Below are 25,548 nucleotides of genomic sequence, written 5' to 3'. Positions count from 1 at the left end.
TGAAATGTCTTTAAAAATTAGAAAGCACGATCAAGTTATAGTTTTAACTGGTAAAGATAAAGGTAAAAAAGGAAAAGTAATTAAAATTTTGAATAATAATAAAATTTTAGTTGAAGGAATAAATATAGTTAAAAAACATCAAAAACCGATACCTTCTAAAAATCAAAAAGGTTGTATTTTAAAAAAAGAGTTACCAATTAACATTTCTAATGTTGCTATTTTAAATAAAATAACAAATAAAGCTGATCGTATAGGTTTTAAATTTGAAAATAATAAAAAAATACGTTTTTTAAAATCTAATGGTGAAATATTGCAATAATTAAATTAGGAGTGTTTATAATGTCTAGATTATATAAGTATTTTAAATCTACAGTTATAAAAAAAATGATGATTAAGAGAAAATATACATCTGTTATGCAAGTACCTAAAATAATAAAAATTACAATAAATATTGGTTTAGGTGTTGGAGCTTTAGACAAAAAAAAGTTAGAAAAAGCAAATAATGATTTATCTCTTATTTCAGGTCAAAAACCATTAATAACTAAGTCTAGAAAATCTATAGCTGGTTTTAAAATACGTAAAAATTATCCTATTGGATGTAAAGTAACTTTAAGAAAAAAAAGACAATGGGATTTTTTAGATAAATTAATAAATATTGCTATACCTCGTATTAGAGATTTCCGTGGTTTTTCTAGAAAATCATTTGACGGTAAAGGTAATTATAATATTGGTATAAAAGAACAAATCATTTTCCCTGAAATTAATTATGAAAAAATAGATAAAATAAGAGGATTAGATATTTCAATAACAACTACAGCTTTATCTAATCAAGAAGGTTATGATTTATTATCATTATTCAATTTCCCATTTCGTAAATAAATAAAGGTAATTTATGGCTAAGCAATCTATGAAAGAAAGAGAAAAAAAAAGGAAAAAATTAGCATTAAAGTTTTTTGAGAAAAGAAAAAAACTTAAAAATATTATATCTAATATGAAAATTAAACAAAAAGAAAGATGGAAGGCTGTATTAAAACTTCAAAGTTTACCTAGAGATTCAAGTAGATCTCGTCAAAGAAATAGATGTTTTAAGACTGGAAGACCTCATGCTTTTTTAAGAAAGTTTGGTATGAGTCGTATCAAATTTAGAGAAGCTGCAATGAGAGGTGAAATACCAGGTTTAAAAAAATCCAGCTGGTAAAGATTATTAATGTGTCACAAAAATTATATTTATGAGGTTATATATGAGTTTACAAGATCCAGTATCTGATATGATTACGTGTATACGTAATGGTCAATTCGCTAATAAGATTTTTGTATTATTTTATTTTTCGAAAATAAAGCAAATGATTTTAAAATTATTACAAAAAGAAGGATATATTAAATATTATAAAGTTATAGGATTTCAAAAAAAAAAAATTAAAGTGTTTTTAAAATATTATCAAGGAAAAGGTGTTATTGATAAGATAACACGAATTAGTAAACCTAGTTTAAGAGTTTACAAAAAATATAACGATATTCCTAAAGTACTAAATGGGTTAGGAATTGTTATAATATCTACATCAAAAGGTATATTAACAGATAAATTAGCTCGTAAATTAAAAGTTGGTGGCGAAATAATTTGTTACGTTTCTTAATTGGAGAAAAAATGTCTCGTGTTGCTAAATCGCCTATTATAATTCCTAAAAATGTTTTTGTTAACTTAAATAGCAATGAAATATTAGTTAAAAATGTTAATGGGAAAATGAAATTAACAATTCACAGATTAGTAAAAATATTTAAAAAATCTAATATTCTTACATTTGATGTTTCAGAAAAATGCAAAGAAGCTTGGAAACAAGCAGGCACATCACGTTCTATTGTTAATTCTATGATTGTTGGATTAACTAATGGTTTTACAAAAAAATTAAAATTAGTTGGTGTTGGTTATAAAGCATCAATTACAAATAAAAATGTTATGAATATATCTTTAGGACTTTCTCATAATATTATATATAAATTACCTGAAGGTGTTTCTGCTGAAATAACTTCTGCAACAGATATAAAGTTAAAAGGATTTGATAAACAATTAATAGGACAAACAGCAGCTAACTTAAGGTTTTATAGATTACCTGAACCTTATAAAGGTAAAGGCGTAAGATATTATAATGAAAAAATAAATCTTAAAGAGGCTAAAAAGAAATAATATGAAAACATTTAAAAATAAAAAAATATCTCGTTTGAAAAGATGCGTTAAATATAGAAATAAAATAAAAAACTCAAAAAATATTAGGTTAGTAGTTCATCGTAGTTCTAGACATATATATGCTCAAATAATAATGCACAATCCTAATAAAGTATTAGTATCTGCTTCTACTTTAGAAAAATATATCAACAATAATTTAAAATATACTGGTAATATTTCTGCAGCTTATATTGTTGGCAAAATAATAGCTGAACGATCTTTAAAAAAAAATATAAAAAAAATATCATTTGATAGATCAGGTTTTAAATATCATGGAAGAGTTAAAGCATTAGCAGATTCTGCTCGTAAATATGGTTTAAATTTTTAATAATTAGGTAAATATATGATTAATAACGAAAATAAATATACTGATTTAAAAGAAAAGTTAATATCTGTAAATAGAGTTTCTAAAACTGTTAAAGGGGGAAGGATATTTTCTTTCACAGCTTTAACTGTAGTAGGTGATGGTTTAGGAAAAGTTGGATATGGTTATGGAAAAGCAAGAGAAGTGCCATCTGCTATACAAAAAGCTATGGAGAAAGCTAGACGTAATATGATTTTTGTTTTTTTAAACAAAAAAACATTATATCATGAAGTAAAAGGTTCACATACAGGATCTAAAATATTTATGAAACCTGCTTTAGATGGAACAGGTATTATTGCTGGAGGAGCTATGAGAGCTGTTTTAGAAGTTGCTGGTATTCATAACATTTTAGCTAAAACTTATGGTTCTACTAATCCAATTAATGTGGTACGAGCTACAATAAATGGATTAAAAAATAACAAATCTCCTAAATTTATATCATTAAAAAGAAATAAATCCATTAATATAATGTACAATAAATAATATGAAAAAAAAAATTGTAATAACTCAAACTAAAAGTATCATAGGAAGATTACCTAAACATAAATCTACAATATTAAGTTTGGGATTAAAAGGTATAGGTAAAACTGTGAAATTAGAAAACACTCCTTCTATCCGTGGTATGATTAGATCAGTTTCATATATGTTAAAAATAAAGGATAAATAAAATGTATTTAAACACATTATCATTATCAAAAAAATCCAAAAAAAAAAAAAAACGTGTCGGAAGAGGTATTGGTTCTGGTTTAGGTAAAACTTGTGGAAGAGGACATAAAGGAGATAGATCTCGTTCTGGTAAAAATGTTCGTAGAGGGTTTGAAGGTGGACAAACACCTTTATACAGAAGAATACCTAAATTTGGTTTTAATTCATTAAAATCTAAAAAAAATCAAGAAGTAAAATTAAATGATTTAAAAAAATTTAATAATAAAATAATAGATTTAAAATTTTTAAAAAAAAATAACTTAATTTCTACAAATATAAAAAATGTTAAAATAATAATGAATACAAAAAAATTCAATTCAAAAATAACTATACGTAAATTAAAAGTTACTAAAGGTGCTCGCCTTGCTATAGAATATGCTGGTGGTACTATTGAAAAATAAGTGGTAAACAATGATTAAGAAATTAGGATTAAATTTTTACAATAAAAAATTTTATGAACTAAAAAAAAGAATTTTTTTTGTTTTTTTTGCATTAGTTATATTTAGAATAGCATCTTTTATACCTATACCAGGTATTAATACTGATATTTTTTCAAACGTTTTGAATAAACATCAAAACACTATGATTGATATGTTAAATATTTTTTCAGGAGGATCTTTAAATAGAGCATCTATTTTAGCTTTAGGAATTACTCCTTACATTTCAGCTTCAATTATTATACAATTGTTAACTTTCATTAATTCTTATTTTATAGGATTAAAAAAAGAAGGTGAACTTGGAAGAATTAAAATAAAAAGATATACTAAATATGCAACTTTGTTTTTGTCGATTATACAAGCTATAGGTTTTTCTATAGGACTACCTAACTTGCATGGTATGAATGGTTTAATTATAAATTCTGATTTTCATTTTTATTTTGTGTCAGTAATTAGTCTAATTACTGGAACTTTATTTTTAATGTGGATGGGTGATTTAATAACTTCTAAAGGTATAGGAAATGGAACATCTTTTATTATTTTTATAGGTATAATATCAGGTTTTCCATCTGCAATATTGAAAACTATATATAAATTTCAAACTAGTAAAATGAATATTTATATATTTATAATAATGTTTTTTTTTGTTTTTATTGTTACTTTTTTAGTGGTTTTTATAGAAAGATCTTATAGAAAAATAATTATATATTATTCAAGAAGACAAAATATGATTTATAAAAACATCTCGCAAACTAGTCATATACCTTTAAAAATTAATATGTCTGGAGTTATGCCTGCAATATTTGCTTCTAGTTTATTATTATTTCCATCTACAATTTCTTCATGGTTTAATATAAAATTTCAAAACAATTTTTTTGTCTTTGTATTGAATTATTTTAAACCAGGTCAACCTTTATATGTATTTTTATACACATTATCTATAATTTTCTTTTGTTTTTTTTATTCTAATCTAGTATTTGATCCTAGAGAAACTGCTAATAATTTAAAAAAATCAGGAGCTTTTTTATTAGGTATTAGACCAGGAGAAAAAACTGCTAATTATATTAGCAATATTATGTCTAAAATTAATATCATTGGATCAATATATATTGCTGTTATTTGTTTATTACCAGATTTTATGAGAAACATTATGGATGTTCCATTTTATTTTGGTGGTACTTCTTTATTAATAGTTGTTGTTGTAATAATAGATTTTTTAAGCCAAATACAAACTTTAATGATATCTACAAAATATAACTCATTAATAAAAAAATCTAGTTTGAATTTAAAAAAATTTTAATAAATAAAAATTTATTGAAATAAATATATAAGAGAAATACAAAAAATGAAGGTTCGTACATCAGTAAAAAAATTATGTCGTGGTTGCAAAATAGTAAAAAGAAAAAATGTTGTAAGAGTAATATGTAGTATAGATAAAAAACATAATCAAAGACAAGGTTAATATATAATTTATTTTAAATTAAAAATTATCTTTAAAATACATGGAGAATATAATGTCTGTAAGAATTGCTGGAATAAACATAGAAGATAATAAACATACTGTAATTGCTTTGACTTCAATATATGGTATAGGAAAATCTAGAGCTAAAAAAATATGTTATTTAACTAAAATACCTGAAAATATTAAAATTAAAGAACTATCTATAGAACAATTAGAAAAAATAAGGTTAGAAATATCTAAATTTATAGTAGAAGGTGATTTAAGAAGGGATGTTACATTAAAAATTAAAAGATTAATAGATCTTAAATGTTATAGAGGTATACGTCATAAAAAAAAATTACCTGTAAGAGGTCAAAGAACTAAAACTAATGCTCGTACAAGAAAAGGTCCTAGAAAACCGATAAGAAAATAAAATAAAGGTTAATATATGTCTAAACTAATAAAAAGAACAAAAAAAAAGAACAGAAAACAAATTATTGATGGTATTGCTCATATACATGCTTCTTTCAATAATACCATTGTAACTATAACAGATCGTCAAGGAAATGTTTTAGGTTGGGCGACTTCCGGAGGTTCAGGTTTTAGAGGTTCAAGAAAATCTACTCCATTTGCTGCTCAAATAGCTGCTGAAAAATGTGCGGAAAATGTTAAAGAATATGGTATGAAAAATTTAGAAATCATGGTAAGGGGGCCTGGTCCCGGTAGAGAATCAACTATAAGGGCATTAAATGCATCTGGTTTTAAAATAACAAATATAACTGACGTTACACCAATTCCTCATAATGGATGTCGTTCACCTAAAAAAAGAAGAGTATAATTTTAAGTATAATAGAGAAAAATATGGCAAAATACATTGGACCAAAGTTAAAATTATGTCGTCGAGAAAAAACTGATTTATTTTTTAAATCTGGATTAAGATCAATAGAATCAAAATGCAAAATTGATCAGCTTCCTGGTCAACATGGATCCCGTAAACCTAGATTATCCGATTATGGTAGTCAATTAAGAGAAAAGCAAAAAGTACGTAGGTTATACGGTATTTTAGAAAAACAATTTAGAAATTATTATAAAAAAGCTGCAAAATCTAAAGGTAATACTGGAGAAAATTTATTACAAATTTTAGAACAAAGACTAGATAATGTGGTTTATAGAATGGGGATAGGATCTACGAGATTAGAATCTAGACAGTTAGTAAATCACAAATCTATATTAGTTAATAAAAAAATAGTAAATATACCATCTTATCAACTATCCCCAGGTGATATTATATCAGTTCACGAAAAATCTAGAAAACAATCAAGAATAAAAGCTTCTTTAGAGTTATCTAATAATAGAGAAATTTCTGAATGGATAGAATTTGATAAATTAAAAATGAAAGGAAAATTTAAATATATTCCTACAAGATCTGATTTATCATCTGAAATAAATGAACATTTAATTGTAGAATTATATTCAAAATAAATATTTATTATACAGGAGAATTAATGTATTATTCTTCAAAAAAAATTTTAAAACCTAAATTAGTAAATATTAAACAAATAAACAAAAACCATTCTCAAGTTATTCTAGAACCTTTAGAAAGAGGTTTTGGTCATACATTAGGTAATGCGCTAAGAAGAATTTTAATTTCTTCCATGCCTGGATGTGCTGTTACTGAAATAGAAATAGATAATGTTTTACATGAATATAGTATTAAAAAAGGTATTAAAGAAGATGTTTTAGACATAATGTTAAATTTAAAAGGATTGGCTGTAAAATTACATGGTAAAGATGATGTTTATGTAATTCTAAATAAATCAGGAATAGGGCCAGTAAGAGCTTCTGATATTCAACATAATTCCGATGTTGAGATTATTAATAAAAATTATATTATTTGTAATTTAACTAATGATATAACATCAATAAATATGAGGATTAGAATACAAAAAGGTAGAGGATATGTTTCAGCTGCTTCTAGAAAAAATCCTTTCAATAATGAAAATAACAACAATAATATAGGAAAATTACTATTAGATGCAAGTTATAGTCCAATTGAACGTGTAATATATAATGTAAAATCAGCTAGAGTAAAACAAAGAACAGATCTAGATAAATTAATAGTAGATGTAGAAACTAATGGCACTATAGATCCAGAAGAAGCTATAAGAAGAGCTGCTACTATTTTATCAGAACAATTAGAATCTTTTATTTACTTAAAAGATCTTGATCAACCTGAAATTAAAGAAAAAAAACCAAAATTTAATCCAATTTTATTAAGACCTGTTGATGATTTGGAACTTACTGTACGTTCTGCAAATTGTTTGAAAGCAGAAACAATTCATTATATAGGAGATTTAGTACAACGTAGTGAAGTTGAGTTGTTAAGAACACCTAATTTAGGAAAAAAATCTTTAACTGAAATAAAAGACATTTTAGCATCAAAAAATTTATCTTTAGGTATGAAAATAGAAGATTGGCCTCCATCTGATATTACTGATAAATAAAATAATTTCTTTATATAAGGTAATTAATAATATGAATCATAAAAAAATTGGACGTAAATTAAATAGGAAAAGTTCTCATTTAAAATCAATGTTAAAAAACATGATATGTTCATTAATTAAAAATGAAAGTATTAAAACTACAGTTGCAAAAGCAAAGGAACTTAAAAGAGTTTGTGAACCTATTATTACTAAATCAAAAATAAATAATATATCTAATAAACGCATTATTTTTTCTATGTTAAGAAACAATATGATTGTTTATAAGTTATTTGATAACATAGGACCACGTTTTACATCACGAATGGGTGGATATATTAAAATTGTTAAATGTGGTTTTAGAAAAGGTGATAATGCACCTATGGCTTATTTAAAATTAATGGATATTAAGTAATTATATTTAGAATTTTTGTTATTTTAAATAATATCTTACTTTATATTAAAACTTATTTGAGGAGCAAATATGTTCCTCAAAATTAGCCATTAAAAAAAAATAATTTATTTTAGTATATATCCTATTTTAAATATATTTTTTCTTCCATTTATAAAATTATTAATTTTCATTGGTTTGCCTCCTTCTATTTGTATAATTTTTATAATAAAAAAACCTTTTAAAGTAGCTACTATTATATTTTTTTTATTTATATCAATTATTTCACCATAGTTATTTTTGTGTTTTTTTAACAAACAATTTGCCTTCCATACTTTAAATATTTTTTTTTTAAAAATAAAATAGCTAATTGGATGTGGATAAAAAGCGCGAACCATTCTTTCAAGAATTTTACATTCTAAGGACCAATCTAATAATGTATCTATTTTTTTTATTTTTCTTGCATAAGTGCTTTCATATTTTTTTATATTTTTTTTTGTTGAGATAATTTTATTAAATATGTTTTTAACTGTTTTTATTATTAAATAACATCCAATTTTAATTAATTTAAACATTAATGTTTCGTAATTATCATTTATTTTTATTTTACAAGTTTTTATATTTAAAATTTCACCTTTATCTATTTTTTTATTTATTTTAATAATACTTACACCAGTTATTTTATCTCCTTCAATAATACATCTTTGTATAGGTGAAGGACCTCTCCATCTAGGTAATAATGAAGGATGTATATTAATGCACCCCATAGGAAATATATCTATTATTTTTTTTGGTATAATAATCCCAAAAGAAGCTAATATCATAATATGAGCTTTTTGTTTTATAATTTTTGTTATATTTTTTTTGTTAAATTTTGAATTTATTAATTTAATTTTATTTTTTTTAGCTAAATTTACAATTGAATGTTTATTTATGTTTTTTTTATTGTTTTTTTCTTTTGTTAGTATTGCTACTACTTGATATTTTTTTTTTATTATCGTTTTTAAATGATAATAAGCAAATATAGATGTTCCTGCGAATATTATTTTTTTTTTTTTCAATTTTTTTATTTCTTTATGTTTTTTAATTTTATTTTTTTTTTTATTTTTTTAATTAATCTTTCTTTTTTCATTAAAGATAGATGGTCTATAAATAATTTTCCTTTTAAATGATCTATTTCATGTTGTATACAAACAGATAAAATTCCTGTTGCTTTTATTTTTTTTAATTTTCCATCTATATCCATCGATTCTACGATTATGTTTTTTGATCTTTTAATGTTAGCAATTTCATTAGGTATAGATAAACAACCTTCTTTAAATTCAATACAACCTTTTTTTGATATTAATTTTGGATTTATTAATATCATTTTTTTTTTTGTATTAATAACAATGATTTGTAAATGTATGTTTATTTGAGGTGCTGCTAAACCTATACCGTTATTTTTATACATCGTATCAAACATATCATTAGTTATTTTTTTTATGTTATCATTTATATATATTACTGGTTCTGACAATTTTCTCAAACGTTTATCTGGATAATGTAATATTTTATAAATAGTCATTAATTTAATAGATGATTTTTTATTATTTTTTTTATTATAAACTTTTTTATGCAAATTGATAGTTTTTTATACTATAAATTTAAAAGAAAAGAAATATTTTTTATATAAAAATATATTTTTATTTATTATAGAATGTTATTAGTTAGGTGTTATAATTATGAAAAAAAACAATATGATTTCTTTATTTAAAGCTATTAATATCTTAAAAAGAAATAAAATTATAATTTATCCTACTGAGTCTGTTTTTGGTTTCGGATGTAACCCTGATAGTTCAAAAGCAATTAAAAAAATAATAAAGATTAAAAAAAGAAGTAAAAAAAAAGGGTTAATATTATTGACAAATAATTACATAAAATTAATACCATATGTTAATTTTAATTTTTTATCTAAACCCAGTATGTACAAAAAAATATTTAAATTTTATAATAGACCAACAACTTTATTACTTCCTGCTAAACATGATATAAATATACTGATTACTGGTGGATCATCTTTTGTAGCTGTAAGATTTATAAATTATCTACCTATTTTAAATGATATTTGTAATTTTTTTAAAAAACCTATTATTTCAACAAGTGTTAATATTAGTGGAATGAAATCGTGTTGTAGTATAAAAGATATACATGATCAATTTGGAAAAAAAATTCCTATTTTAAAAGGTAATTTGGGTAAAGAAAAAAAAACTTCTAGAATTTTAAATATTATTACAGGAGAAGTGATTCGTAATGATTAAAAATAACATAAAAAAATTTGCAATATTTGGAGATCCTATAGAACATAGTAAATCTCCAATTATACATAAATTGTTTTCTGAACAATTTAATATAAAAATAGAATATTTAAAAATTCATGCAAACATTAATAATGTTATTTCATTAATAAATAACTTCTTTATTAATGGTGGCAATGGTGCTAATGTGACAACACCTTTTAAGCAAAAAACATTAATTTGTGCTGATAAATTGACAAAAATATCATCATTGGTAAAATCTATTAATACTTTAAAAAAAAAAAAAAATAACAAAATATTAGGAGATAATACTGATGGAGTAGGATTATTAAAAGATTTAAAGCGTTTAAAATTTATAAAAAGCAATAACAACATTTTACTTTTAGGTGCCGGAGGAGCAGCAAGAGGTGTAGTTTTACATTTATTATCTTACGAATCTAATGTTTACATATTTAATAGAACTTTAATAAATTCTCAAAAACTTTTATCAGATTTTAATAATTTTAACAAAATAAAAATAATAAATTATACAGATTTAATAAACATTAAATTTAATTTGATAATAAATTCTACTTCTTGTGGTTTATACAAAAAATATCCTAAAATACCTTACAAACATATTATTCGTAAATCAACATTTTGTTATGATATGTTTTATCAAAAAGAACATACTCCTTTTTTAAAAATGTGTGCAAAAAATGGTGCTAATAATTTATCAGATGGTATAGGCATGTTAGTATATCAAGCAGCAGAATCATTTTATTTATGGAACAAATTAAAACCAAATGTTTTACCAGTAATTGATTATTTAAAAAAAAATATAAATTAATTTATTTAATATTATTTATTCATCGTTAATTTTTATTTGACAAACATATAAAAATAAAGTAAATTAATAAAACTTTCAAAATTTTTTAAAAAAAAAAGTCCCTTTCGTCTAGAGGACCAGGACACTGCCCTTTCACGGCGGCAACAGGGGTTCAAATCCCCTAAGGGACAGAAGTTCTTTAACAAAATGGAAAAAATAATCAATTAGATCAAAAGACATCTATGGGTTATGAGGTTAAGCAAAATAAGCGTATACGGTGAATGCCTTGGTAGTCAAAGGCGAAGAAGGACGTGCTAATCTGCGAAAATTGTCGATAAGCTGATTTGAAGCGCAATAGTCGGCAGTATCCGAATGGGGAAACCCGACACAAATAAAAAATGTGTCATTGCTATTCCAATAAATAAAATAGCAAAGCAAACCGGGAGAACTGAAACATCTAAGTACCTCGAGGAAAAGAAATCAAAATGAGATTCCCTAAGTAGTGGCGAGCGAAAAGGGAAAAGCCCAGAAGCTATAAACAAATTGTTTGTTAGTAGAAGTATTTTGGAAAAAATAAACGATACAGGGTGATAGTCCCGTACACAAAAACAAATATTTTGGGGGCTCGAAAAGTAAAACGGGACACGTGAAATCCTGTTTGAAGATAGGGGGACCATCCTCTAAGGCTAAATACTCTTGACTGACCGATAGTGAACTAGTACCGTAAGGGAAAGGCGAAAAGAACCCCGGTTAGGGGAGTGAAATAGAACCTGAAACCGTATACGTACAAGCAGTAGGAGCTTTAATGTTTTTATTTTTTAAAAACTATTTTTATAAAGTGACTGCGTACCTTTTGTATAATGGGTCAGCGACTTGTATTTTGTAGCGAGGTTAACTGTTAATAAGGAAGCCGAAGGGAAACCGAGTCTTAAATGGGCGATTTTTTATTATTATAGTTTCAAAATACAGACCCGAAACCCGGTGAGCTAGCCACGGGCAGGTTGAAGGTTAGGTAAAACTAACTGGAGGACCGAACCGACTGATGTTGAAAAATCAGCGGATGACCTATGGCTAGGGGTGAAAGACCAATCAAACCGGGAGATAGCTGGTTCTCCCCGAAAGCTATTTAGGTAGCGCCTCGTGAATTCATCTACGGGGGTAGAGCACTGTTTTGGTTAGGGGATCTTCCAGATCTACCAATCCAATGCAAACTCCGAATACCGTAGAATGTTATCACGGGAGACACACAGCGGGTGCTAACGTTCGTTGTGGAAAGGGAAACAACCCAGATCGCCAGCTAAGGTCCCAAAGTTATAATTAAGTGGGAAACGATGTGAGAAGGCACAAACAACCAGGATGTTGGCTTAGAAGCAGCCATCATTTAAAGAAAGCGTAATAGCTCACTGGTCGAGTCGTCTTGCGCGGAAGATTTAACGGGGCTAAATTATACACCGAAGCTGCGACAACTTTTAAAAAAAGTTGGGTAGGGGAGCGTTCTGTAAGCCTGAGAAGATAAACTGTAAGGTTTTTTGGAGGTATCAGAAGTGCGAATGCTGACATAAGTAACGATAAAGCAGGTGAAAAACCTGCTCGCCGAAAAACTAAGGTTTCCTGTCCAACGTTAATCGAGGCAGGGTAAGCCGACCCCTAAGGCGAGGCTGAAAAGCGTAGTCGATGGACAACAGGTTAATATTCCTGTGCTTAAAATTACTGCGAAGGGGGGACGAAAAAGGTTAAGTTATCCAAGTGACGGTTATCTTGGTTTAAGCGAGTAGATATGATAATTAGGCAAATCCTATTATCTTTATATTGAGACGTTAACACGAGTCATTTATTTGATGAAGTAACCTATACCATGTTTCCAAGAAAATCCTCTAAGCATCAGGTAATTGTAAATCGTACCACAAACCGACACAGGTAGTTAGGTAGAGAATACTAAGGCGCTTGAGAGAACTCGGATGAAGGAACTAGGCAAAATAGTGCCGTAACTTCGGGAGAAGGCACGCTGGTGAGTAAGTGAAAAAGATATACTCTTTTAAGCTGAAACCAGTCGCAGATACCAGCTGGCTGCAACTGTTTATTAAAAACACAGCACTGTGCAAACACGAAAGTGGAAGTATACGGTGTGACGCCTGCCCGGTGCCGGAAGGTTAATTGAAGGAGTTAAGATGTAAAATATCTAAAGCTCTAGACTGAAGCCCCGGTAAACGGCGGCCGTAACTATAACGGTCCTAAGGTAGCGAAATTCCTTGTCGGGTAAGTTCCGACCTGCACGAATGGCGTAATGATGGCCAGGCTGTCTCCATCCGAGACTCAGTGAAATTGAAATCGCTGTGAAGATGCAGTGTACCCGCGACAAGACGGAAAGACCCCGTGAACCTTTACTATAACTTGACATTGAATATTAAATTTTGATGTGTAGGATAGGTGGGAGACTGAGAAATATAGACGCTAGTTTATATAGAGTCAACCTTGAAATACCACCCTTGAAAATTTAATATTCTAACCTAGTCTCATTATCTGAGACAGAGACAATGTCTGGTGGGTAGTTTGACTGGGGCGGTCTCCTCCTAAAGAGTAACGGAGGAGCACAAAGATTGGCTAATTACGGTCAGAAATCGTAAGGTTAGTGTAAAGATATAAGCCAGTTTAACTGCGAGCATGATAATGCGAGCAGATGCGAAAGCAGGTCTTAGTGATCCGGTGGTTCTGCATGGAAAGGCCATCGCTCAACAGATAAAAGGTACTCCGGGGATAACAGGCTAATACCGCCCAAGAGTTCATATCGACGGCGGTGTTTGGCACCTCGATGTCGGCTCATCACATCCTGGGGCTGAAGCAGGTCCCAAGGGTATGGCTGTTCGCCATTTAAAGTGGTACGCGAGCTGGGTTTAGAACGTCGTGAGACAGTTCGGTCCCTATCTGTCGTGGGCGTAGGAAAATTGAGGGGGGCTACTTCTAGTACGAGAGGACCGAAGTGGACGCATCACTGGTGTTCGGGTTGTCATGCCAATGGCATTGCCCGGTAGCTACATGCGGAAAAGATAAGAGCTGAAAGCATCTAAGCACGAAACTTGCCCCAAGATTAATTGTCCCATAAAGTGTATTTATATATCTTTACTGAAGGATTGTTGTAGACTACAACTTTGATAGGCTAAATGTGTAAGCATAGTAATATGTTAAGCTAATTAGTACTAATGATCCGTGAGAGCTTAACCTCATAACACCATAGATGTTTTAATCTAATTAAATTTATTTATAAATAATTACCTGGTTTTAATAGTGTAATGGTACCACCTGAATCCATATCGAACTCAGAAGTGAAATATTATAACGCCGATGGTATTACAGGGTTTCCCTGTGTGAGAGTAGGAAAATTCCAGGTAATTATTTTATAAAACTTATAAAATATTTATAAAAATAATATTTTTTTTAACTTCTTATATATTTTAATAATCAAAAATTAAAAAAAAATTATTATATTTAAAATATAAATTCCGCACAGCTAACAAGATATGCTAACTAAATTAATTAAGAAAGACTAGTATATAGTATATTAAAACAAAGGTAATAAAGATGTCTAAGATTAAAGGTAATGTTAAATGGTTTAATGAGTCTAAAGGATTTGGATTTATAACTCCAGAAGATGGAAGTAAAGATGTGTTTGTTCATTTTTCAGCTATTCAAAGTAATGGTTTTAAAACTTTGTCTGAAGGACAAAGTGTTGAATTTGAAATTACTGAAGGATCAAAAGGACCATCTGCCACTAACGTTACTAGCATATAGTTTTTTTTAAACAAATTTGAAATATTGCAGTGTAATTTTTCACTGCAATTATGATTACAATAATATAAAATAAATTTAAAAACTATTTTTATATAAATATTGAAAAAATTATGTACAATTATTTTTTTAATTTTATTACAAAAATCAATATTTTGAATAAAATATTTTTAATTTTAAATAAAATTAAATAAATATTTTTTTAAATTTTAAGAACGATTTGTATCTAAGATATTTTTAAGAGATAGGACAATGTTAAAAATTTTTAATAGTTTAACTAAAACAAAGGAAATTTTTAAACATAAAAAAAAAGAAACAATAAACATGTATGTTTGTGGAGTCACAGTACATGACATGTGTCATTTAGGACATGGAAGAACTTTTATATTTTTTGACATAGTTAAAAGATATTTACAATGTTTAGGTTATAAAGTAAATTATATAAGAAATATAACAGATATAGATGATAAAATTATTAAAAAATCTATAATAAACAAAGAATCTGTTATATCTCTCACAAATAGAATGATACTTCACATGAAAAAAGATCTTCTATTTTTAAATAATATCCCTCCTACACAAGAGCCTAAGGCTAGTAATCATATAACTCATATGATAAATATGATACAAAAGTTGATTAAATTAAAAAGTGCTTATATAGCTAAAAATGGAGATGTAATGTTTTCCATAAGTAGTTATAAAAACTACGGTTTATTATCAAATCAATCACTATCAAAATTAAAATATGGTAATAGAATAAGAAAAAATAATTTAAAAAAATGTTTATTAGATTTTGTTTTATGGAAAAAATCTAAAAATATAAAAGAATATTCTTGGCTATCACCATGGGGTTATGGTAGACCTGGATGGCATATTGAATGTTCAGCAATAAATAAATTTTATTTTAGAGACATTATACATATTCATGGAGGAGGATCAGACTTAATATTTCCTCATCATGAAAACGAATTAGCACAATCTATGTGTTTAGATAAAAAATTTACAATTAAATTTTGGATGCATGTAGGTATAGTTATATCAGAAAATAAAAAAATATCAAAATCTATAAATAATTTGTTTTCTTTAAAAAAGTTAAATAATAAATACGGTCCAGATACTATTCGTTATTTTTTATTATCCACGCATTACAGACATCCTTTATATTATACAGAAAACAAAATTAAAAAAACTAAAATTTTAGTCAAAAAACTTTATAAAGCATCTAATTTAGCAAATGATAAAATTATGCATGACACTCAAAGAAGTTTACTTTTTAAAAAAAAGTTTTTTCAGTATTTAAATAATGATTTTAATACTCCTCAATCTTTAAATTTATTAGTTCATATTTCCAATATAATAAAAAAAACAAAAAAAAATAATATTAATGAAGCTATTATATTAGCTAATACCTTAAAAAAACTAGCTAAGCAATTAGGAATATTTTTTAAAGATTCAATATATTTATCAGAAAAATATAAAATAAAAAATAAAGATTATATAAAATTTTTAATAAAAGAAAGAAATAAATACAGAAAAAATAAAATATGGAATCTTTCAGATTTTATTAGAAAAACATTAGTTAAATTAGGTTTAGAAATTAACGATAAAAAGAAAACAAAAAATAAATAACAAACATGTTATTTATTTTTTATGTAATTATTTTTATATGTTTGCATAGTATTTTTTATTAAGCTAATAATTGTCATTGGACCAACTCCACCTGGAACAGGTGTGATATATGAAGCTTTTTTTTTTACATCATCAAAATTAACGTCTCCTATTATTTTGTTGTTTTTTGATCTATTTATACCAACATCAATTACAATTGCTCCTTTTTTTATAAATTCTTTTGAAATAAAATTAGGTTTTCCTATAGCTACTATCAATAAATCAGCTAATTTAGTATATTTTTTAAGTTTTTTGGTGAATCTATGTGTAATTGTTGTTGTACAACCAGCCAACAAAAGTTCCATACTCATTGGTCTGCCTACTATATTTGAAGCTCCTATAATTACCGCGTGTAAACCATAAGTGTTAATATTATATTTATTTAACAAACTCATTATTCCTAATGGAGTACATGGCCTTAATTTAGGATATCTTTGACATAAAGAACCTATATTGTATGGATGAAAACCATCTATATCTTTATTATGAGATATTGAATTAATTATTTTATTTAAATTTAAATTTTTAGGTATAGGTAGTTGTATCAAAATACCATCAATATATTTATTTTTGTTTATTTCTTTTATTAAATTTAATAATTTATTTTCTGATATATTTTCATCTAAATTCCACAAAAAAGAAATAATTCCTACTTTTTTGCATACTAATATTTTTTTATTAACATAAATTTTTGAAGAAATGTTATTGCCAATTATAATTACAGCAATACCTGGAGGTCTGTTTCCACAATTAACATAAGTTTCTATTTTTTTTTTAATTTTTTTTCGGATATTTTTAGCTATTTTTTCACCATCTATTATTTTTGCTACCATATTATTTTGTTTATTTTTTTATTATGTTATTTTTAATATATTAATATTATAATAATTATTTTTATAAAAAACAAAAAAAAAATTGATATTAATATATTAAAAGTATATTATTAGAATAAATTTTCAAAATTTTTCAAATGTAAAAATATTAAAAAAGCGCTCTTAGCTCAATAGGATAGAGCAACAGCCTTCTAAGCTGTAGGTTACTGGTTCGATTCCAGTAGAGCGCATATAAAAAACTATTTTTTTAGACAATAACTTTTTTTAAATATTTTTTTTATTATTTTTTTGTTAACGTTATTTGGTGATTCTTCACTATTTATTGTTAAATAATTTATTTTTTTTTTCATATAAAAATATTTAATTTCTTTAAATTTCGAAAAATATTCTTTTAATCTTTTATTTATTATTTTTATATTATCATCTTTACGATAAGATAATTTTTCACCAGTAATGTCATCTATTTTTTCTTTAATTGGTGGATTGAATTTAATATGATAAGTTCTTCCTGAAGATTTATGTATCATTCTACCAGTTGTTAACCTACTTATAATTTTTTCTTTAGGCAAAAACAATTCTATAATGTGATTTATATTTATTTTCAATTTTTCGAATAATTTTGCTTGTGATAAATTTCTAGGAAAACCATCTAAGACAAAACCTTTCAAACAATCTTTTTTTTTAATTCTTTCTTTTATTAAACTCATTACTATATTATCTTTAACAAGAATACCGTTATCTATATTATTTTTAATATTTGAACTTGAATAACGTTTAAAACTATTTCTTAAAATAGCACTTGTACATATATTTGGTATATTAAATTTTTTTGATATTAAATTAGCTTGAGTTCCTTTACCTGTCCCAGGAGATCCTAGTAAAATTATTTTCATATATTTATTCCTTAATGATAAAACAATATTTAATTAACGATAATTTTGGTTTATATTTTTTCTTCTAAAATATTGTTTAATCTTTCAGAAAACTCATGAACATTTTCTAAAGTTCCTTTTTCTATTAATAAAGCTTCATCTAATAAAATTTTTATATAATTTTCTACTTTTTTTTCATCTTTTATGTTTTGCAATTTTTTTATTAAAGAATGATTAGGATTTATTTCAAATATATATTTTATATCAGGAACTTTTTGTCCTGCTGCAGAAAATAACTTAATCATTTGAGTACTCATATCTTTTGAATCAGTTCTTACTATTACTGGAGTTTTGGTTAAATAATTACTTATAGTTACATTTTTCACTTTATCTTTTAAAATTTCTTTAACTTTTTTTATAAACATGTCTATTTCTTGTTTATTTTCTATATTACTTTTTTTTTGTGACACCATTTTATTAATAGAATCATCTATTTTATTTATTGATTGGAATGGAATACCTTTAAAATCATGTAAATAACTCATCATCCATTCATCTATTCTGTCATATAATAATAAAACATCAATATTGTTTTTTTTAAATATTTCTAAATGAGGGCTATTACTTGCGGTAATATAATTGTCTGAAGTTATAAAATATATTTTTTCTTGATTTGGTTGTATATTTTTAAAATATTCTTCTAAAGATAATGTCTGTTTTTTAGATTTAGTTTTTATTGAAGAAAATCTTAATAATTTCAATATTAAATCTTTATTATCAAAATCTTCAGCAGGAGACTCTTTCATTATTAAACCGAATTGTTTCCAAAAAATATTATATTTTTTATTATCATTGATAGATAATTTTAGTAACATATTTAATATTTTTTTGGTAATAGATTTTTTTAAAGTTTTAGTAATCTCATTGTTTTGTAAAATTTCTCTTGATACGTTTAATGGTAAATCATTAGAATCTATTATTCCTTTAATAAATCTTAAATAGTTTGGTAAAAATTGTTCAGCATCATCCATAATATAAACTCTTTTAACATATAATTTCAAACCATGTTTATGTTCTTTATTCCATAAATCCCATGGAAGTTTAGAAGGAATATATAATAAATTAATATATTCATAATTTCCTTCTACTTTATTATGAGTCCATAATAAAGGATCATTGTTATCTTTTGACAAATATTTGTAAAATTCTATGTATTTTTCTTTTGTTATATTTTTTTTGTCTAAAGTCCATATTGATTTAGCTTTATTAATTTGTTTCCAAATATATTTGTTATTTAATTTATCTTTCTTTTTAATTTTTATTGGTATAGATATATGGTCTGAATATTTGTTAATAATATTTTCTATATTCCATTTTTCTAAAAAAATGCTTTCTTTATCTTTTAAATGTAAAACTACTTTAGTTCCTCTTGTTTTTTTTTTGATTTGTGTAATATAATATTCTCCTGTACCATTTGATTCCCATAAAAAACCTTTATTTTTTTTTTCATTTGCTAATTTTGTATATACAGAAACTTTTTCTGATACAATAAAAGAAGAGTAGAAACCTACACCAAAATTTCCTATCAAATTATTATTTGTTTTTTCTTTTTCGTTTAATGATTGCAAAAATTTTTTTGTTCCTGATTTTGCAATAGTTCCTAAATTTTCTATTAAGTCTTTTTTATTCATTCCTATGCCGTTATCGATAATTTTTAATAATTTATTTTTTTTGTCAATGATAATTTTAATTTGTAATAAATCATTATCAATGTTATACGTATTAGGATTTGATAAAGATAAAAATTTAAATTTATCTATTGCATCAGAAGCGTTAGATATTAATTCTCTAATAAATATTTCTTTATTTGAATATAAAGAGTTTATCATTAAATTTAATACTTCTTTAACTTCTGATTTAAAATTATAACTATTTTTTTTCATTATAATATCCTTTTTTATATTAAATATTTTATATTTTTTTTATATCAATGAGTTAAAATCTAAAGGCAAATTCATATTAGAAGATATTATTGACATTTTGTCTTTTTTTTCTTCATTAATCCTTCTTATAGCATCATTTGTTGCTGCCACGATTAAATCTTCTAATATTTCTTTTTCAGATTTATTTAAAATTGATTTATCTATTTTGACTTTAATGCATTCGTATAACCCATTTATAGTTATTTTTACTAATCCAGCGCCAGATTCTCCTGTAACTTTTATTAACATTATTTCTTTTTTAGTTTGATTTATTTTCTCTTGCATATATTGCGCTTGTTTCATTAGATTATTTAAACCTTTATTTTTTATCATATAATTTCTCTTGAACGTTTATTATATTTTAAAACAACAAAAAACTTTTTTAAATATTTAAGAAACTATTAAATTTAATAAATTCATTTCTACACCTATTCTTTTATCTGGAGAAAATTTTAAAGTTTTTTTAGCATTTAATATTTTATGGTAGCAATTGTGAATAAAATTAAATGTTACTAGATCAGATATATTTTTTAGTTTTTTATCTTTTTTGGAGAAAGTAGATTCCCATAATTTTGGATGGTATTTCATCATAGACAAATTATATAATAATTCTAACAAATCTGTTAATACATATTCTATATTTAGTCCTTTATCTTCTACTTTATTTAAAATATGAATTAATTTTTTAGGTTCTTTATTAATAATATTTTCAAATAAATTTATTATATATTTTTTATCTAATAATCCTAATTCTTTATTTGTATTATCTATATTGATATTACCATTACTTAGTGCAATTATTTTTTCTGTTAAATTTAAACAATCTCTTAAACTTCCCTCGGATTTTTGCGCTATTTTTATTATAGATTCTTTATCAAAAATTACACCTTCTAATTTTAAAATTTTTTCTAAATATTTAATTATTTGTCTTTTATTTATTGATTTCAAATTAAAATGTAAACATCTGGATAAAATAGTTTTAGGTATTTTTGTTGTATCTGTAGTAGCTAAAATTATTTTAACATATTTTTTTGGTTCCTCTAAAGTTTTTAATAATGCATTAAAACTATATCTAGATAACATATGTATTTCATCTATTAAATATACTTTATATTTGCCTTTAATAGGTTTATATTCCATATTATCTAATAACTCTTTCGTATCTTCTATTTTAGTTTTAGAAGCAGCGTCAACTTCTATGAAATCAATAAAACAACCTTGATCTATTTCTTTACAATTTTTACAATTGTTACATGGATTAGCATTTAAAACATTTGTACAATTTAAAACTTTAGCTAATAATCTTGCTATAGTTGTTTTTCCTATCCCCCTAATACCTGAAAATAACCAGGAATGATGTATTTTTTTTGATAAAATACTATTATTGATTGCTTTTATAATTGTTTTTTGGCCAATTATTTCTTTAAAATTTTTAGGTCTCAATCTTCTAGCTAATACTTGATAAGTCATATTTTCCATAACATATTATATATATATTTTAATATGGTATCATATTATAACTACTTCAAGTAATTATATGCAAAAAAAAATTTTTTTTTTAATAAAAATGTGTTACAATAATCTTGTTTGATTCGTTAGTCTATAAACAGATATTAAAACTATACAAATGGTCAGGTTTGGAAAAAAGCAGCCAATATAGAATTAATTCGTGTTTATTAAGACTAACGAAAAAATATTATATAAAGCTATTATATTTTTGAAATTCATGCATATTCCAGTAATAACCTTTATTTTTTAATAAATTTTTGTGATTACCACTTTCAATTATTTTACCTTTATTTAATACAAAAATGTTATCTGCTTTTGTTATTGTTGATAATCTATGTGCTACAATTAATAAAGTAGTATTTTTTCTTATATATGATATAATTTTTTGAATATTTTGTTCTGCTTCTGAATCTATACTTGAAGTTGCTTCATCTAATATCAGTATTTTAGGATTTCCAATTAAAGATCGTGCTAAAGACAACAATTGTTTTTGACCTGCAGATAAGTTGTTCCCCTGTTCTCTTAATAGAGTGTAAATTCCATTTTTCATAGATTCAACTAAATTTTTAAGTTTAACTTTTTGTATTATGTCCCATACTCTAGATATAGATATATTTCTTCCTAAAGTAATGTTAGACAAAAAAGTGTCTGCAAATATGATTGGATCTTGTTGTACTAAAGAAATTTCTTTCCTTAAAGATTCTTTTCTAAAAGATTCTATAGGTCTATTATCTATATATATTTTACCTTCAGAAATTGGATAAAAATTCATTAATAAATTAATTAATGTACTTTTACCACTTCCACTTTTTCCAACAAAAGCTGTAAAACTATTTTTTTTGCAATAAATATTTATGTTTTTTAAAACTCTTTGTTTTTTTTTGTAATAAAAATTAAGATTTTTTATTTTTATTATACCATATTTTATATTTTTGTAATATCCATATTTTTGATTTGGTAAATCTATTATTTTAAAAATTCTTTCAGCTGCTATTATAGATTGTTCTACTATTGATTGTTGAGTTATAGTGTTTGTTAAAGGTTCATTTAATCTGCTTGTATAACTAATAAAAGCATATATTATTCCTACTTTTAATGCTCCTAAAATAGATAATGCAAATAAACTTATCAAACATAATAACATTATAGAAGAAATAAAACTAATTAAGGGTCTGAGTAATAATCCATCTATATTCAAGTTTTTTATTCTAGATTTATAATGCAATATACTAGCATTGAATATCAATTTACCAAATCTTTTTTGTTGATTAAATTGTTGAATAACATTCATTCCGACTATTATTTCATTAAAATAACTATTAATATTAGCTAAATATATCCTAGTTTTTCTTAAAAAAGGTGAACTGTATTTATGATATATAATCATGATTATAATAACTATTGGTATAATAGTAGAAGTTATAAGAGCTAATTTCCATTCTAGCAAAAACATTGAAAATAATACAGTTAAAATAATAGATAAACTACGTAATAAATTACTTATTACATTTTCATATAAATCTTTAATTATTTCTGTATCATTAGTTACTCTTGATATAATTTTCCCTACAGAAGTATCATCAAATTTATTTAATGGTTGATTTAAAATAGATTTCATTACATCAAATCTTATTTTTTTTAATACTTTAGTAGATATTTTGTTAAATAAAATAGATTGTAAATAATTGAAAACAATTGATATTATTTGTAAAATGATAAATATAAATGAAACAATTATAGAAATTATTAAATGTATTTTTTTTTTAATTAAAATGATATTTATAAAATAACTGATAATTATTGGACAACATGATTCAGCCATAGAAGAAAAAAACAACATCATTATAGCTATTATAAGTGATTTTTTAAATGGATTCCAATAAAAAAAAAGACGTTTTAATATAGAATAACAAGTTATCGAATGATTCAATTTTTTCCCTCTTAATTTTTACATATTATTTTTAGATAATTCTTGATAATGATACATATTGCTATACCAATTTTTATTTGACATAAGAAAATCATGTGTTCCACTTTGTATAATATTTCCTTGTTTAATTACATATATTTTATTAGCATTTTTTATAGATAATAATCTATGTGTGATTATGATTATAGTTATTTTTTTTTTTTTTTTCCATTTCCATAAATTATTTAATATTTTTTTTTCGTTTTTTATGTCTACAGATGATAAAGCATCATCCATAATTAATATTTTTCTATTTGATACTATTGCTCTAGCAATAGCTATTCTTTGCATTTGTCCTCCTGACAATATTATTCCTTTTTCCCCTATTCTAGTTGAATATTTTTTAGAAAAACTTTTAATTTCATTATGTATCCTGGCTATTTTAGATGCCTTTTTAATTTTTAAATAAGATACATTAGGTTTACCTAAAGAAATATTGTTAAATATTGTATCTGAAAACAAAAAAGTTTTTTGATTAATTATTGCTAATTTTTTTTGCCATTGATCAGTATTAATATTAGATATATTTTCATTATTGTATTTAATAAAACCATATTTAATTTTTAATTGTTTTTGCATTATATTTATAATAGTAGTTTTACCTGAACCAGTAGGTCCACATATTCCAATAATATTTTCAGATGGTATTTTTATAGAAATGTTTTTTAAATTAAATTTTTGTTTTTTTTTGTAATAAAAATTATTTATTTTAAGATATATTAATCCTCCATCCATCATTATATATTTTTTTTTTTTGTCTATTTTTTCTTTGTATATTAAGTTTTTGATCCTGTTCCAAGCAGCTATACCTCTTTCTAATATATTGAACATCCATGCTAATGCTAACATAGGCCATATCATTAATCCTAAATACATAATAAAACTAGTTAATTGACCTATAGATAACTTTTTGTTTATAACAAGATAACTTCCAAATATAATTGCTATTAAATTAGAAAAAGATGTACATATATATATAGCAGGGTCAAATTTTGCATCCACTGTAGCTACTTTTATATTTTGATCAGAAGCTATTTTTGTTGTTTTATTAAATTTATTTAGTTGTCTTTTTTCTAATCCAAAAGATTTTATCATTTTTATACATGTAATACTTTCTTGAACTTGATCATTTATAGATGAAAAAGCAGCTTGTGATTTTGTATATAGTTTTTGTAGTTTTTTACCGTATTTTTTTATTACGAAACCCATAATTGGCATTGGCATTATAGAAATTAATGTTAATTTAAAACTTATTTGTGTTGACATAATAATCAAAACCAATAATCCCATTACTGTTGCATCTATTAAAGTTAGTACTCCTTCACCAGCTGCAAAAACAACTCTATCAACATCGTTTGTTGCTTTTGCAATTAAATCTCCAGTACGGTTTTTCAAATAAAAACTCATTTTTTTTTTACTTAAATATTGATATATTTTGCATCTTAATTCAACTGCTAACATATATGAAGCACTAAATAACAACACTCTCCATAAATATCTCAATATATATATTGTTATTGATATAAAAAACATTAAAATTATCCATTTTAATGCTTGTTCACTATGCATTTTTTTTGAAACAATTAAATCTACTGTAATACCTACTATTTTAGGAGTAAGTAATTGTAAAATAGCAACAATTATTAATAAAACTATAGAACTTACATATTTTTTCCATTCTTTAATAAAATACCAGCTTAGTTGTTTGAATAATTGCACTTTATAATCCTACTATTAATTATATAATTAATGTATTAAACATATAAACATATTTTTATTAAAATATAT

General features: G+C 24.5%; 29 protein-coding genes, 2 tRNA genes, 2 rRNA genes and 1 other RNA gene. 25 read left to right on the top strand and 9 right to left on the bottom strand.

Annotated elements, in window-relative coordinates:
• The first annotated feature begins 4 nt into the window (after window positions 1-4).
• From rplX to rplQ, 16 genes are read left to right on the top strand one after another with little or no spacing between them, the layout of a single operon-like run.
• Entirely contained in the window at window positions 5-319 is a 315-nt protein-coding gene (rplX, locus tag RJX39_RS01850; RefSeq protein ID WP_343192536.1) for a 50S ribosomal protein L24, read from the top strand.
• Window positions 320-339: 20 nt separating this feature from the next.
• The gene (gene rplE, locus RJX39_RS01845) at window positions 340-879 is read left to right on the top strand and encodes a 50S ribosomal protein L5 (protein WP_343192535.1); all 540 of its coding nucleotides are present in this window, start codon (window positions 340-342) and stop codon (window positions 877-879) included.
• A 13-nt stretch (window positions 880-892) separates the two neighbouring features.
• A complete protein-coding gene (gene rpsN, locus RJX39_RS01840) occupies window positions 893-1,198 on the top strand; it encodes a 30S ribosomal protein S14 (RefSeq protein ID WP_343192534.1) in 306 nt (101 codons plus the stop codon).
• A 43-nt stretch (window positions 1,199-1,241) separates the two neighbouring features.
• Window positions 1,242-1,634: a 30S ribosomal protein S8 gene (gene rpsH / locus RJX39_RS01835; RefSeq protein WP_343192533.1), complete on the top strand. Its 393-nt coding sequence runs from the start codon at window positions 1,242-1,244 to the stop codon at window positions 1,632-1,634.
• An 11-nt stretch (window positions 1,635-1,645) separates the two neighbouring features.
• Window positions 1,646-2,182, top strand: a complete 537-nt coding sequence (rplF, locus tag RJX39_RS01830; RefSeq protein ID WP_343192818.1) for a 50S ribosomal protein L6 — start codon at window positions 1,646-1,648, stop codon at window positions 2,180-2,182.
• A gap of 1 nt (window position 2,183) precedes the next feature.
• Window positions 2,184-2,549, top strand: a complete 366-nt coding sequence (gene rplR / locus RJX39_RS01825; protein ID WP_343192532.1) for a 50S ribosomal protein L18 — start codon at window positions 2,184-2,186, stop codon at window positions 2,547-2,549.
• Between the two features lie 15 nt (window positions 2,550-2,564).
• Window positions 2,565-3,068, top strand: coding sequence for a 30S ribosomal protein S5 (gene rpsE / locus RJX39_RS01820; RefSeq protein ID WP_343192531.1), 504 nt, complete (start codon window positions 2,565-2,567; stop codon window positions 3,066-3,068).
• Between the two features lies 1 nt (window position 3,069).
• Window positions 3,070-3,252 carry a 50S ribosomal protein L30 gene (rpmD, locus tag RJX39_RS01815; RefSeq protein WP_343192530.1) on the top strand — a complete coding sequence of 61 codons (183 nt, stop codon included), beginning with the start codon at window positions 3,070-3,072 and terminating at the stop codon, window positions 3,250-3,252.
• Window position 3,253: 1 nt separating this feature from the next.
• Window positions 3,254-3,691, top strand: a complete 438-nt coding sequence (gene rplO / locus RJX39_RS01810) for a 50S ribosomal protein L15 (protein WP_343192529.1) — start codon at window positions 3,254-3,256, stop codon at window positions 3,689-3,691.
• A 10-nt stretch (window positions 3,692-3,701) separates the two neighbouring features.
• Entirely contained in the window at window positions 3,702-5,027 is a 1,326-nt protein-coding gene (secY, locus tag RJX39_RS01805; protein ID WP_343192528.1) for a preprotein translocase subunit SecY, read from the top strand.
• Between the two features lie 45 nt (window positions 5,028-5,072).
• The gene (gene rpmJ / locus RJX39_RS01800) at window positions 5,073-5,189 is read left to right on the top strand and encodes a 50S ribosomal protein L36 (RefSeq protein ID WP_343192527.1); all 117 of its coding nucleotides are present in this window, start codon (window positions 5,073-5,075) and stop codon (window positions 5,187-5,189) included.
• A gap of 52 nt (window positions 5,190-5,241) precedes the next feature.
• Complete coding sequence (gene rpsM, locus RJX39_RS01795; RefSeq protein ID WP_343192526.1) at window positions 5,242-5,601, top strand: 30S ribosomal protein S13; 360 nt, start codon at window positions 5,242-5,244, stop codon at window positions 5,599-5,601.
• A 15-nt stretch (window positions 5,602-5,616) separates the two neighbouring features.
• On the top strand, window positions 5,617-6,006 hold the full coding sequence (rpsK, locus tag RJX39_RS01790; RefSeq protein ID WP_343192525.1) for a 30S ribosomal protein S11: 390 nt from the start codon (window positions 5,617-5,619) through the stop codon (window positions 6,004-6,006).
• 23 nt (window positions 6,007-6,029) lie between these two features.
• Window positions 6,030-6,650 carry a 30S ribosomal protein S4 gene (rpsD, locus tag RJX39_RS01785; RefSeq protein WP_343192524.1) on the top strand — a complete coding sequence of 207 codons (621 nt, stop codon included), beginning with the start codon at window positions 6,030-6,032 and terminating at the stop codon, window positions 6,648-6,650.
• Window positions 6,651-6,673: 23 nt separating this feature from the next.
• The gene (locus RJX39_RS01780) at window positions 6,674-7,672 is read left to right on the top strand and encodes a DNA-directed RNA polymerase subunit alpha (protein WP_343192523.1); all 999 of its coding nucleotides are present in this window, start codon (window positions 6,674-6,676) and stop codon (window positions 7,670-7,672) included.
• Between the two features lie 31 nt (window positions 7,673-7,703).
• A complete protein-coding gene (rplQ, locus tag RJX39_RS01775; protein ID WP_343192522.1) occupies window positions 7,704-8,063 on the top strand; it encodes a 50S ribosomal protein L17 in 360 nt (119 codons plus the stop codon).
• 104 nt (window positions 8,064-8,167) lie between these two features.
• Here the strand turns inward: rplQ and fmt are convergent, their stop codons facing one another.
• A complete protein-coding gene (gene fmt, locus RJX39_RS01770; RefSeq protein WP_343192521.1) occupies window positions 8,168-9,100 on the bottom strand; it encodes a methionyl-tRNA formyltransferase in 933 nt (310 codons plus the stop codon).
• A gap of 5 nt (window positions 9,101-9,105) precedes the next feature.
• Entirely contained in the window at window positions 9,106-9,606 is a 501-nt protein-coding gene (gene def / locus RJX39_RS01765) for a peptide deformylase (protein WP_343192817.1), read from the bottom strand.
• A gap of 157 nt (window positions 9,607-9,763) precedes the next feature.
• Between def and RJX39_RS01760 the strand changes: the two genes are divergently transcribed.
• The 7 genes from RJX39_RS01760 to cysS all read left to right on the top strand — a co-directional run bounded on the left by RJX39_RS01760 (window position 9,764) and on the right by cysS (window position 16,556).
• A complete protein-coding gene (locus RJX39_RS01760) occupies window positions 9,764-10,339 on the top strand; it encodes a Sua5/YciO/YrdC/YwlC family protein (RefSeq protein ID WP_343192520.1) in 576 nt (191 codons plus the stop codon).
• Window positions 10,332-11,165, top strand: a complete 834-nt coding sequence (gene aroE / locus RJX39_RS01755) for a shikimate dehydrogenase (protein ID WP_343192519.1) — start codon at window positions 10,332-10,334, stop codon at window positions 11,163-11,165. Before RJX39_RS01760 ends, aroE begins: the two co-directional genes overlap by 8 nt.
• 97 nt (window positions 11,166-11,262) lie before the next feature.
• Window positions 11,263-11,335, top strand: a tRNA-Glu gene (locus RJX39_RS01750).
• Window positions 11,336-11,397: 62 nt separating this feature from the next.
• Window positions 11,398-14,364 (top strand): 23S ribosomal RNA (locus tag RJX39_RS01745).
• A 49-nt stretch (window positions 14,365-14,413) separates the two neighbouring features.
• Window positions 14,414-14,529, top strand: a 5S ribosomal RNA gene (gene rrf, locus RJX39_RS01740).
• Window positions 14,530-14,720: 191 nt separating this feature from the next.
• Window positions 14,721-14,930 (top strand): transcription antiterminator/RNA stability regulator CspE, encoded by a 210-nt coding sequence (gene cspE / locus RJX39_RS01735; protein ID WP_343192518.1) that lies wholly within the window; start codon window positions 14,721-14,723, stop codon window positions 14,928-14,930.
• A 249-nt stretch (window positions 14,931-15,179) separates the two neighbouring features.
• Window positions 15,180-16,556, top strand: a complete 1,377-nt coding sequence (gene cysS, locus RJX39_RS01730) for a cysteine--tRNA ligase (RefSeq protein ID WP_343192517.1) — start codon at window positions 15,180-15,182, stop codon at window positions 16,554-16,556.
• 8 nt (window positions 16,557-16,564) lie between these two features.
• Here cysS and folD read toward each other — a convergent pair whose 3' ends face one another.
• The gene (gene folD, locus RJX39_RS01725; RefSeq protein ID WP_343192516.1) at window positions 16,565-17,428 is read right to left on the bottom strand and encodes a bifunctional methylenetetrahydrofolate dehydrogenase/methenyltetrahydrofolate cyclohydrolase FolD; all 864 of its coding nucleotides are present in this window, start codon (window positions 17,426-17,428) and stop codon (window positions 16,565-16,567) included.
• 156 nt (window positions 17,429-17,584) lie between these two features.
• Between folD and RJX39_RS01720 the strand changes: the two genes are divergently transcribed.
• Window positions 17,585-17,658 (top strand) — tRNA-Arg (locus RJX39_RS01720).
• Window positions 17,659-17,667: 9 nt separating this feature from the next.
• On the opposite strand, the gene RJX39_RS01715 is transcribed toward RJX39_RS01720, so the two are convergent.
• From RJX39_RS01715 to dnaX, 4 genes are read right to left on the bottom strand one after another with little or no spacing between them, the layout of a single operon-like run.
• Complete coding sequence (locus RJX39_RS01715) at window positions 17,668-18,321, bottom strand: adenylate kinase family protein (protein WP_343192515.1); 654 nt, start codon at window positions 18,319-18,321, stop codon at window positions 17,668-17,670.
• A 50-nt stretch (window positions 18,322-18,371) separates the two neighbouring features.
• Entirely contained in the window at window positions 18,372-20,243 is a 1,872-nt protein-coding gene (gene htpG, locus RJX39_RS01710) for a molecular chaperone HtpG (protein WP_343192514.1), read from the bottom strand.
• A gap of 39 nt (window positions 20,244-20,282) precedes the next feature.
• Window positions 20,283-20,615, bottom strand: coding sequence for a YbaB/EbfC family nucleoid-associated protein (locus RJX39_RS01705; protein ID WP_343192513.1), 333 nt, complete (start codon window positions 20,613-20,615; stop codon window positions 20,283-20,285).
• Between the two features lie 57 nt (window positions 20,616-20,672).
• Complete coding sequence (gene dnaX / locus RJX39_RS01700) at window positions 20,673-21,761, bottom strand: DNA polymerase III subunit gamma/tau (protein ID WP_343192512.1); 1,089 nt, start codon at window positions 21,759-21,761, stop codon at window positions 20,673-20,675.
• Between the two features lie 114 nt (window positions 21,762-21,875).
• Between dnaX and ffs the strand changes: the two genes are divergently transcribed.
• Window positions 21,876-21,972: signal recognition particle sRNA small type (ffs, locus tag RJX39_RS01695), an RNA gene on the top strand.
• Window positions 21,973-21,978: 6 nt separating this feature from the next.
• On the opposite strand, the gene RJX39_RS01690 is transcribed toward ffs, so the two are convergent.
• Window positions 21,979-23,721, bottom strand: coding sequence for an ABC transporter transmembrane domain-containing protein (locus RJX39_RS01690; RefSeq protein WP_343192511.1), 1,743 nt, complete (start codon window positions 23,719-23,721; stop codon window positions 21,979-21,981).
• 18 nt (window positions 23,722-23,739) lie between these two features.
• Window positions 23,740-25,479, bottom strand: a complete 1,740-nt coding sequence (locus RJX39_RS01685) for an ABC transporter transmembrane domain-containing protein (protein WP_343192510.1) — start codon at window positions 25,477-25,479, stop codon at window positions 23,740-23,742.
• Window positions 25,480-25,548: the final 69 nt, after the last annotated feature.

The organism is Buchnera aphidicola (Taiwanaphis decaspermi), assembly GCF_039405155.1.
GTDB lineage: Bacteria > Pseudomonadota > Gammaproteobacteria > Enterobacterales > Enterobacteriaceae > Buchnera_M > Buchnera_M aphidicola_B.
This window is presented reverse-complemented; position numbering and strand designations above follow the sequence as displayed.

Coding starts and splice junctions, on each gene's coding strand:
- rplX (WP_343192536.1), top strand. CDS start 5: ATGTCTTTAAAAATTAGAAAGCACGATCAAGTTATAGTTTTAACTGGT.
- rplE (WP_343192535.1), top strand. CDS start 340: ATGTCTAGATTATATAAGTATTTTAAATCTACAGTTATAAAAAAAATG.
- rpsN (WP_343192534.1), top strand. CDS start 893: ATGGCTAAGCAATCTATGAAAGAAAGAGAAAAAAAAAGGAAAAAATTA.
- rpsH (WP_343192533.1), top strand. CDS start 1,242: ATGAGTTTACAAGATCCAGTATCTGATATGATTACGTGTATACGTAAT.
- rplF (WP_343192818.1), top strand. CDS start 1,646: ATGTCTCGTGTTGCTAAATCGCCTATTATAATTCCTAAAAATGTTTTT.
- rplR (WP_343192532.1), top strand. CDS start 2,184: ATGAAAACATTTAAAAATAAAAAAATATCTCGTTTGAAAAGATGCGTT.
- rpsE (WP_343192531.1), top strand. CDS start 2,565: ATGATTAATAACGAAAATAAATATACTGATTTAAAAGAAAAGTTAATA.
- rpmD (WP_343192530.1), top strand. CDS start 3,070: ATGAAAAAAAAAATTGTAATAACTCAAACTAAAAGTATCATAGGAAGA.
- rplO (WP_343192529.1), top strand. CDS start 3,254: ATGTATTTAAACACATTATCATTATCAAAAAAATCCAAAAAAAAAAAA.
- secY (WP_343192528.1), top strand. CDS start 3,702: ATGATTAAGAAATTAGGATTAAATTTTTACAATAAAAAATTTTATGAA.
- rpmJ (WP_343192527.1), top strand. CDS start 5,073: ATGAAGGTTCGTACATCAGTAAAAAAATTATGTCGTGGTTGCAAAATA.
- rpsM (WP_343192526.1), top strand. CDS start 5,242: ATGTCTGTAAGAATTGCTGGAATAAACATAGAAGATAATAAACATACT.
- rpsK (WP_343192525.1), top strand. CDS start 5,617: ATGTCTAAACTAATAAAAAGAACAAAAAAAAAGAACAGAAAACAAATT.
- rpsD (WP_343192524.1), top strand. CDS start 6,030: ATGGCAAAATACATTGGACCAAAGTTAAAATTATGTCGTCGAGAAAAA.
- RJX39_RS01780 (WP_343192523.1), top strand. CDS start 6,674: ATGTATTATTCTTCAAAAAAAATTTTAAAACCTAAATTAGTAAATATT.
- rplQ (WP_343192522.1), top strand. CDS start 7,704: ATGAATCATAAAAAAATTGGACGTAAATTAAATAGGAAAAGTTCTCAT.
- def (WP_343192817.1), bottom strand. CDS start 9,606: ATGACTATTTATAAAATATTACATTATCCAGATAAACGTTTGAGAAAA.
- RJX39_RS01760 (WP_343192520.1), top strand. CDS start 9,764: ATGAAAAAAAACAATATGATTTCTTTATTTAAAGCTATTAATATCTTA.
- aroE (WP_343192519.1), top strand. CDS start 10,332: ATGATTAAAAATAACATAAAAAAATTTGCAATATTTGGAGATCCTATA.
- cspE (WP_343192518.1), top strand. CDS start 14,721: ATGTCTAAGATTAAAGGTAATGTTAAATGGTTTAATGAGTCTAAAGGA.
- cysS (WP_343192517.1), top strand. CDS start 15,180: ATGTTAAAAATTTTTAATAGTTTAACTAAAACAAAGGAAATTTTTAAA.
- folD (WP_343192516.1), bottom strand. CDS start 17,428: ATGGTAGCAAAAATAATAGATGGTGAAAAAATAGCTAAAAATATCCGA.
- RJX39_RS01715 (WP_343192515.1), bottom strand. CDS start 18,321: ATGAAAATAATTTTACTAGGATCTCCTGGGACAGGTAAAGGAACTCAA.
- htpG (WP_343192514.1), bottom strand. CDS start 20,243: ATGAAAAAAAATAGTTATAATTTTAAATCAGAAGTTAAAGAAGTATTA.
- RJX39_RS01705 (WP_343192513.1), bottom strand. CDS start 20,615: ATGATAAAAAATAAAGGTTTAAATAATCTAATGAAACAAGCGCAATAT.
- dnaX (WP_343192512.1), bottom strand. CDS start 21,761: ATGGAAAATATGACTTATCAAGTATTAGCTAGAAGATTGAGACCTAAA.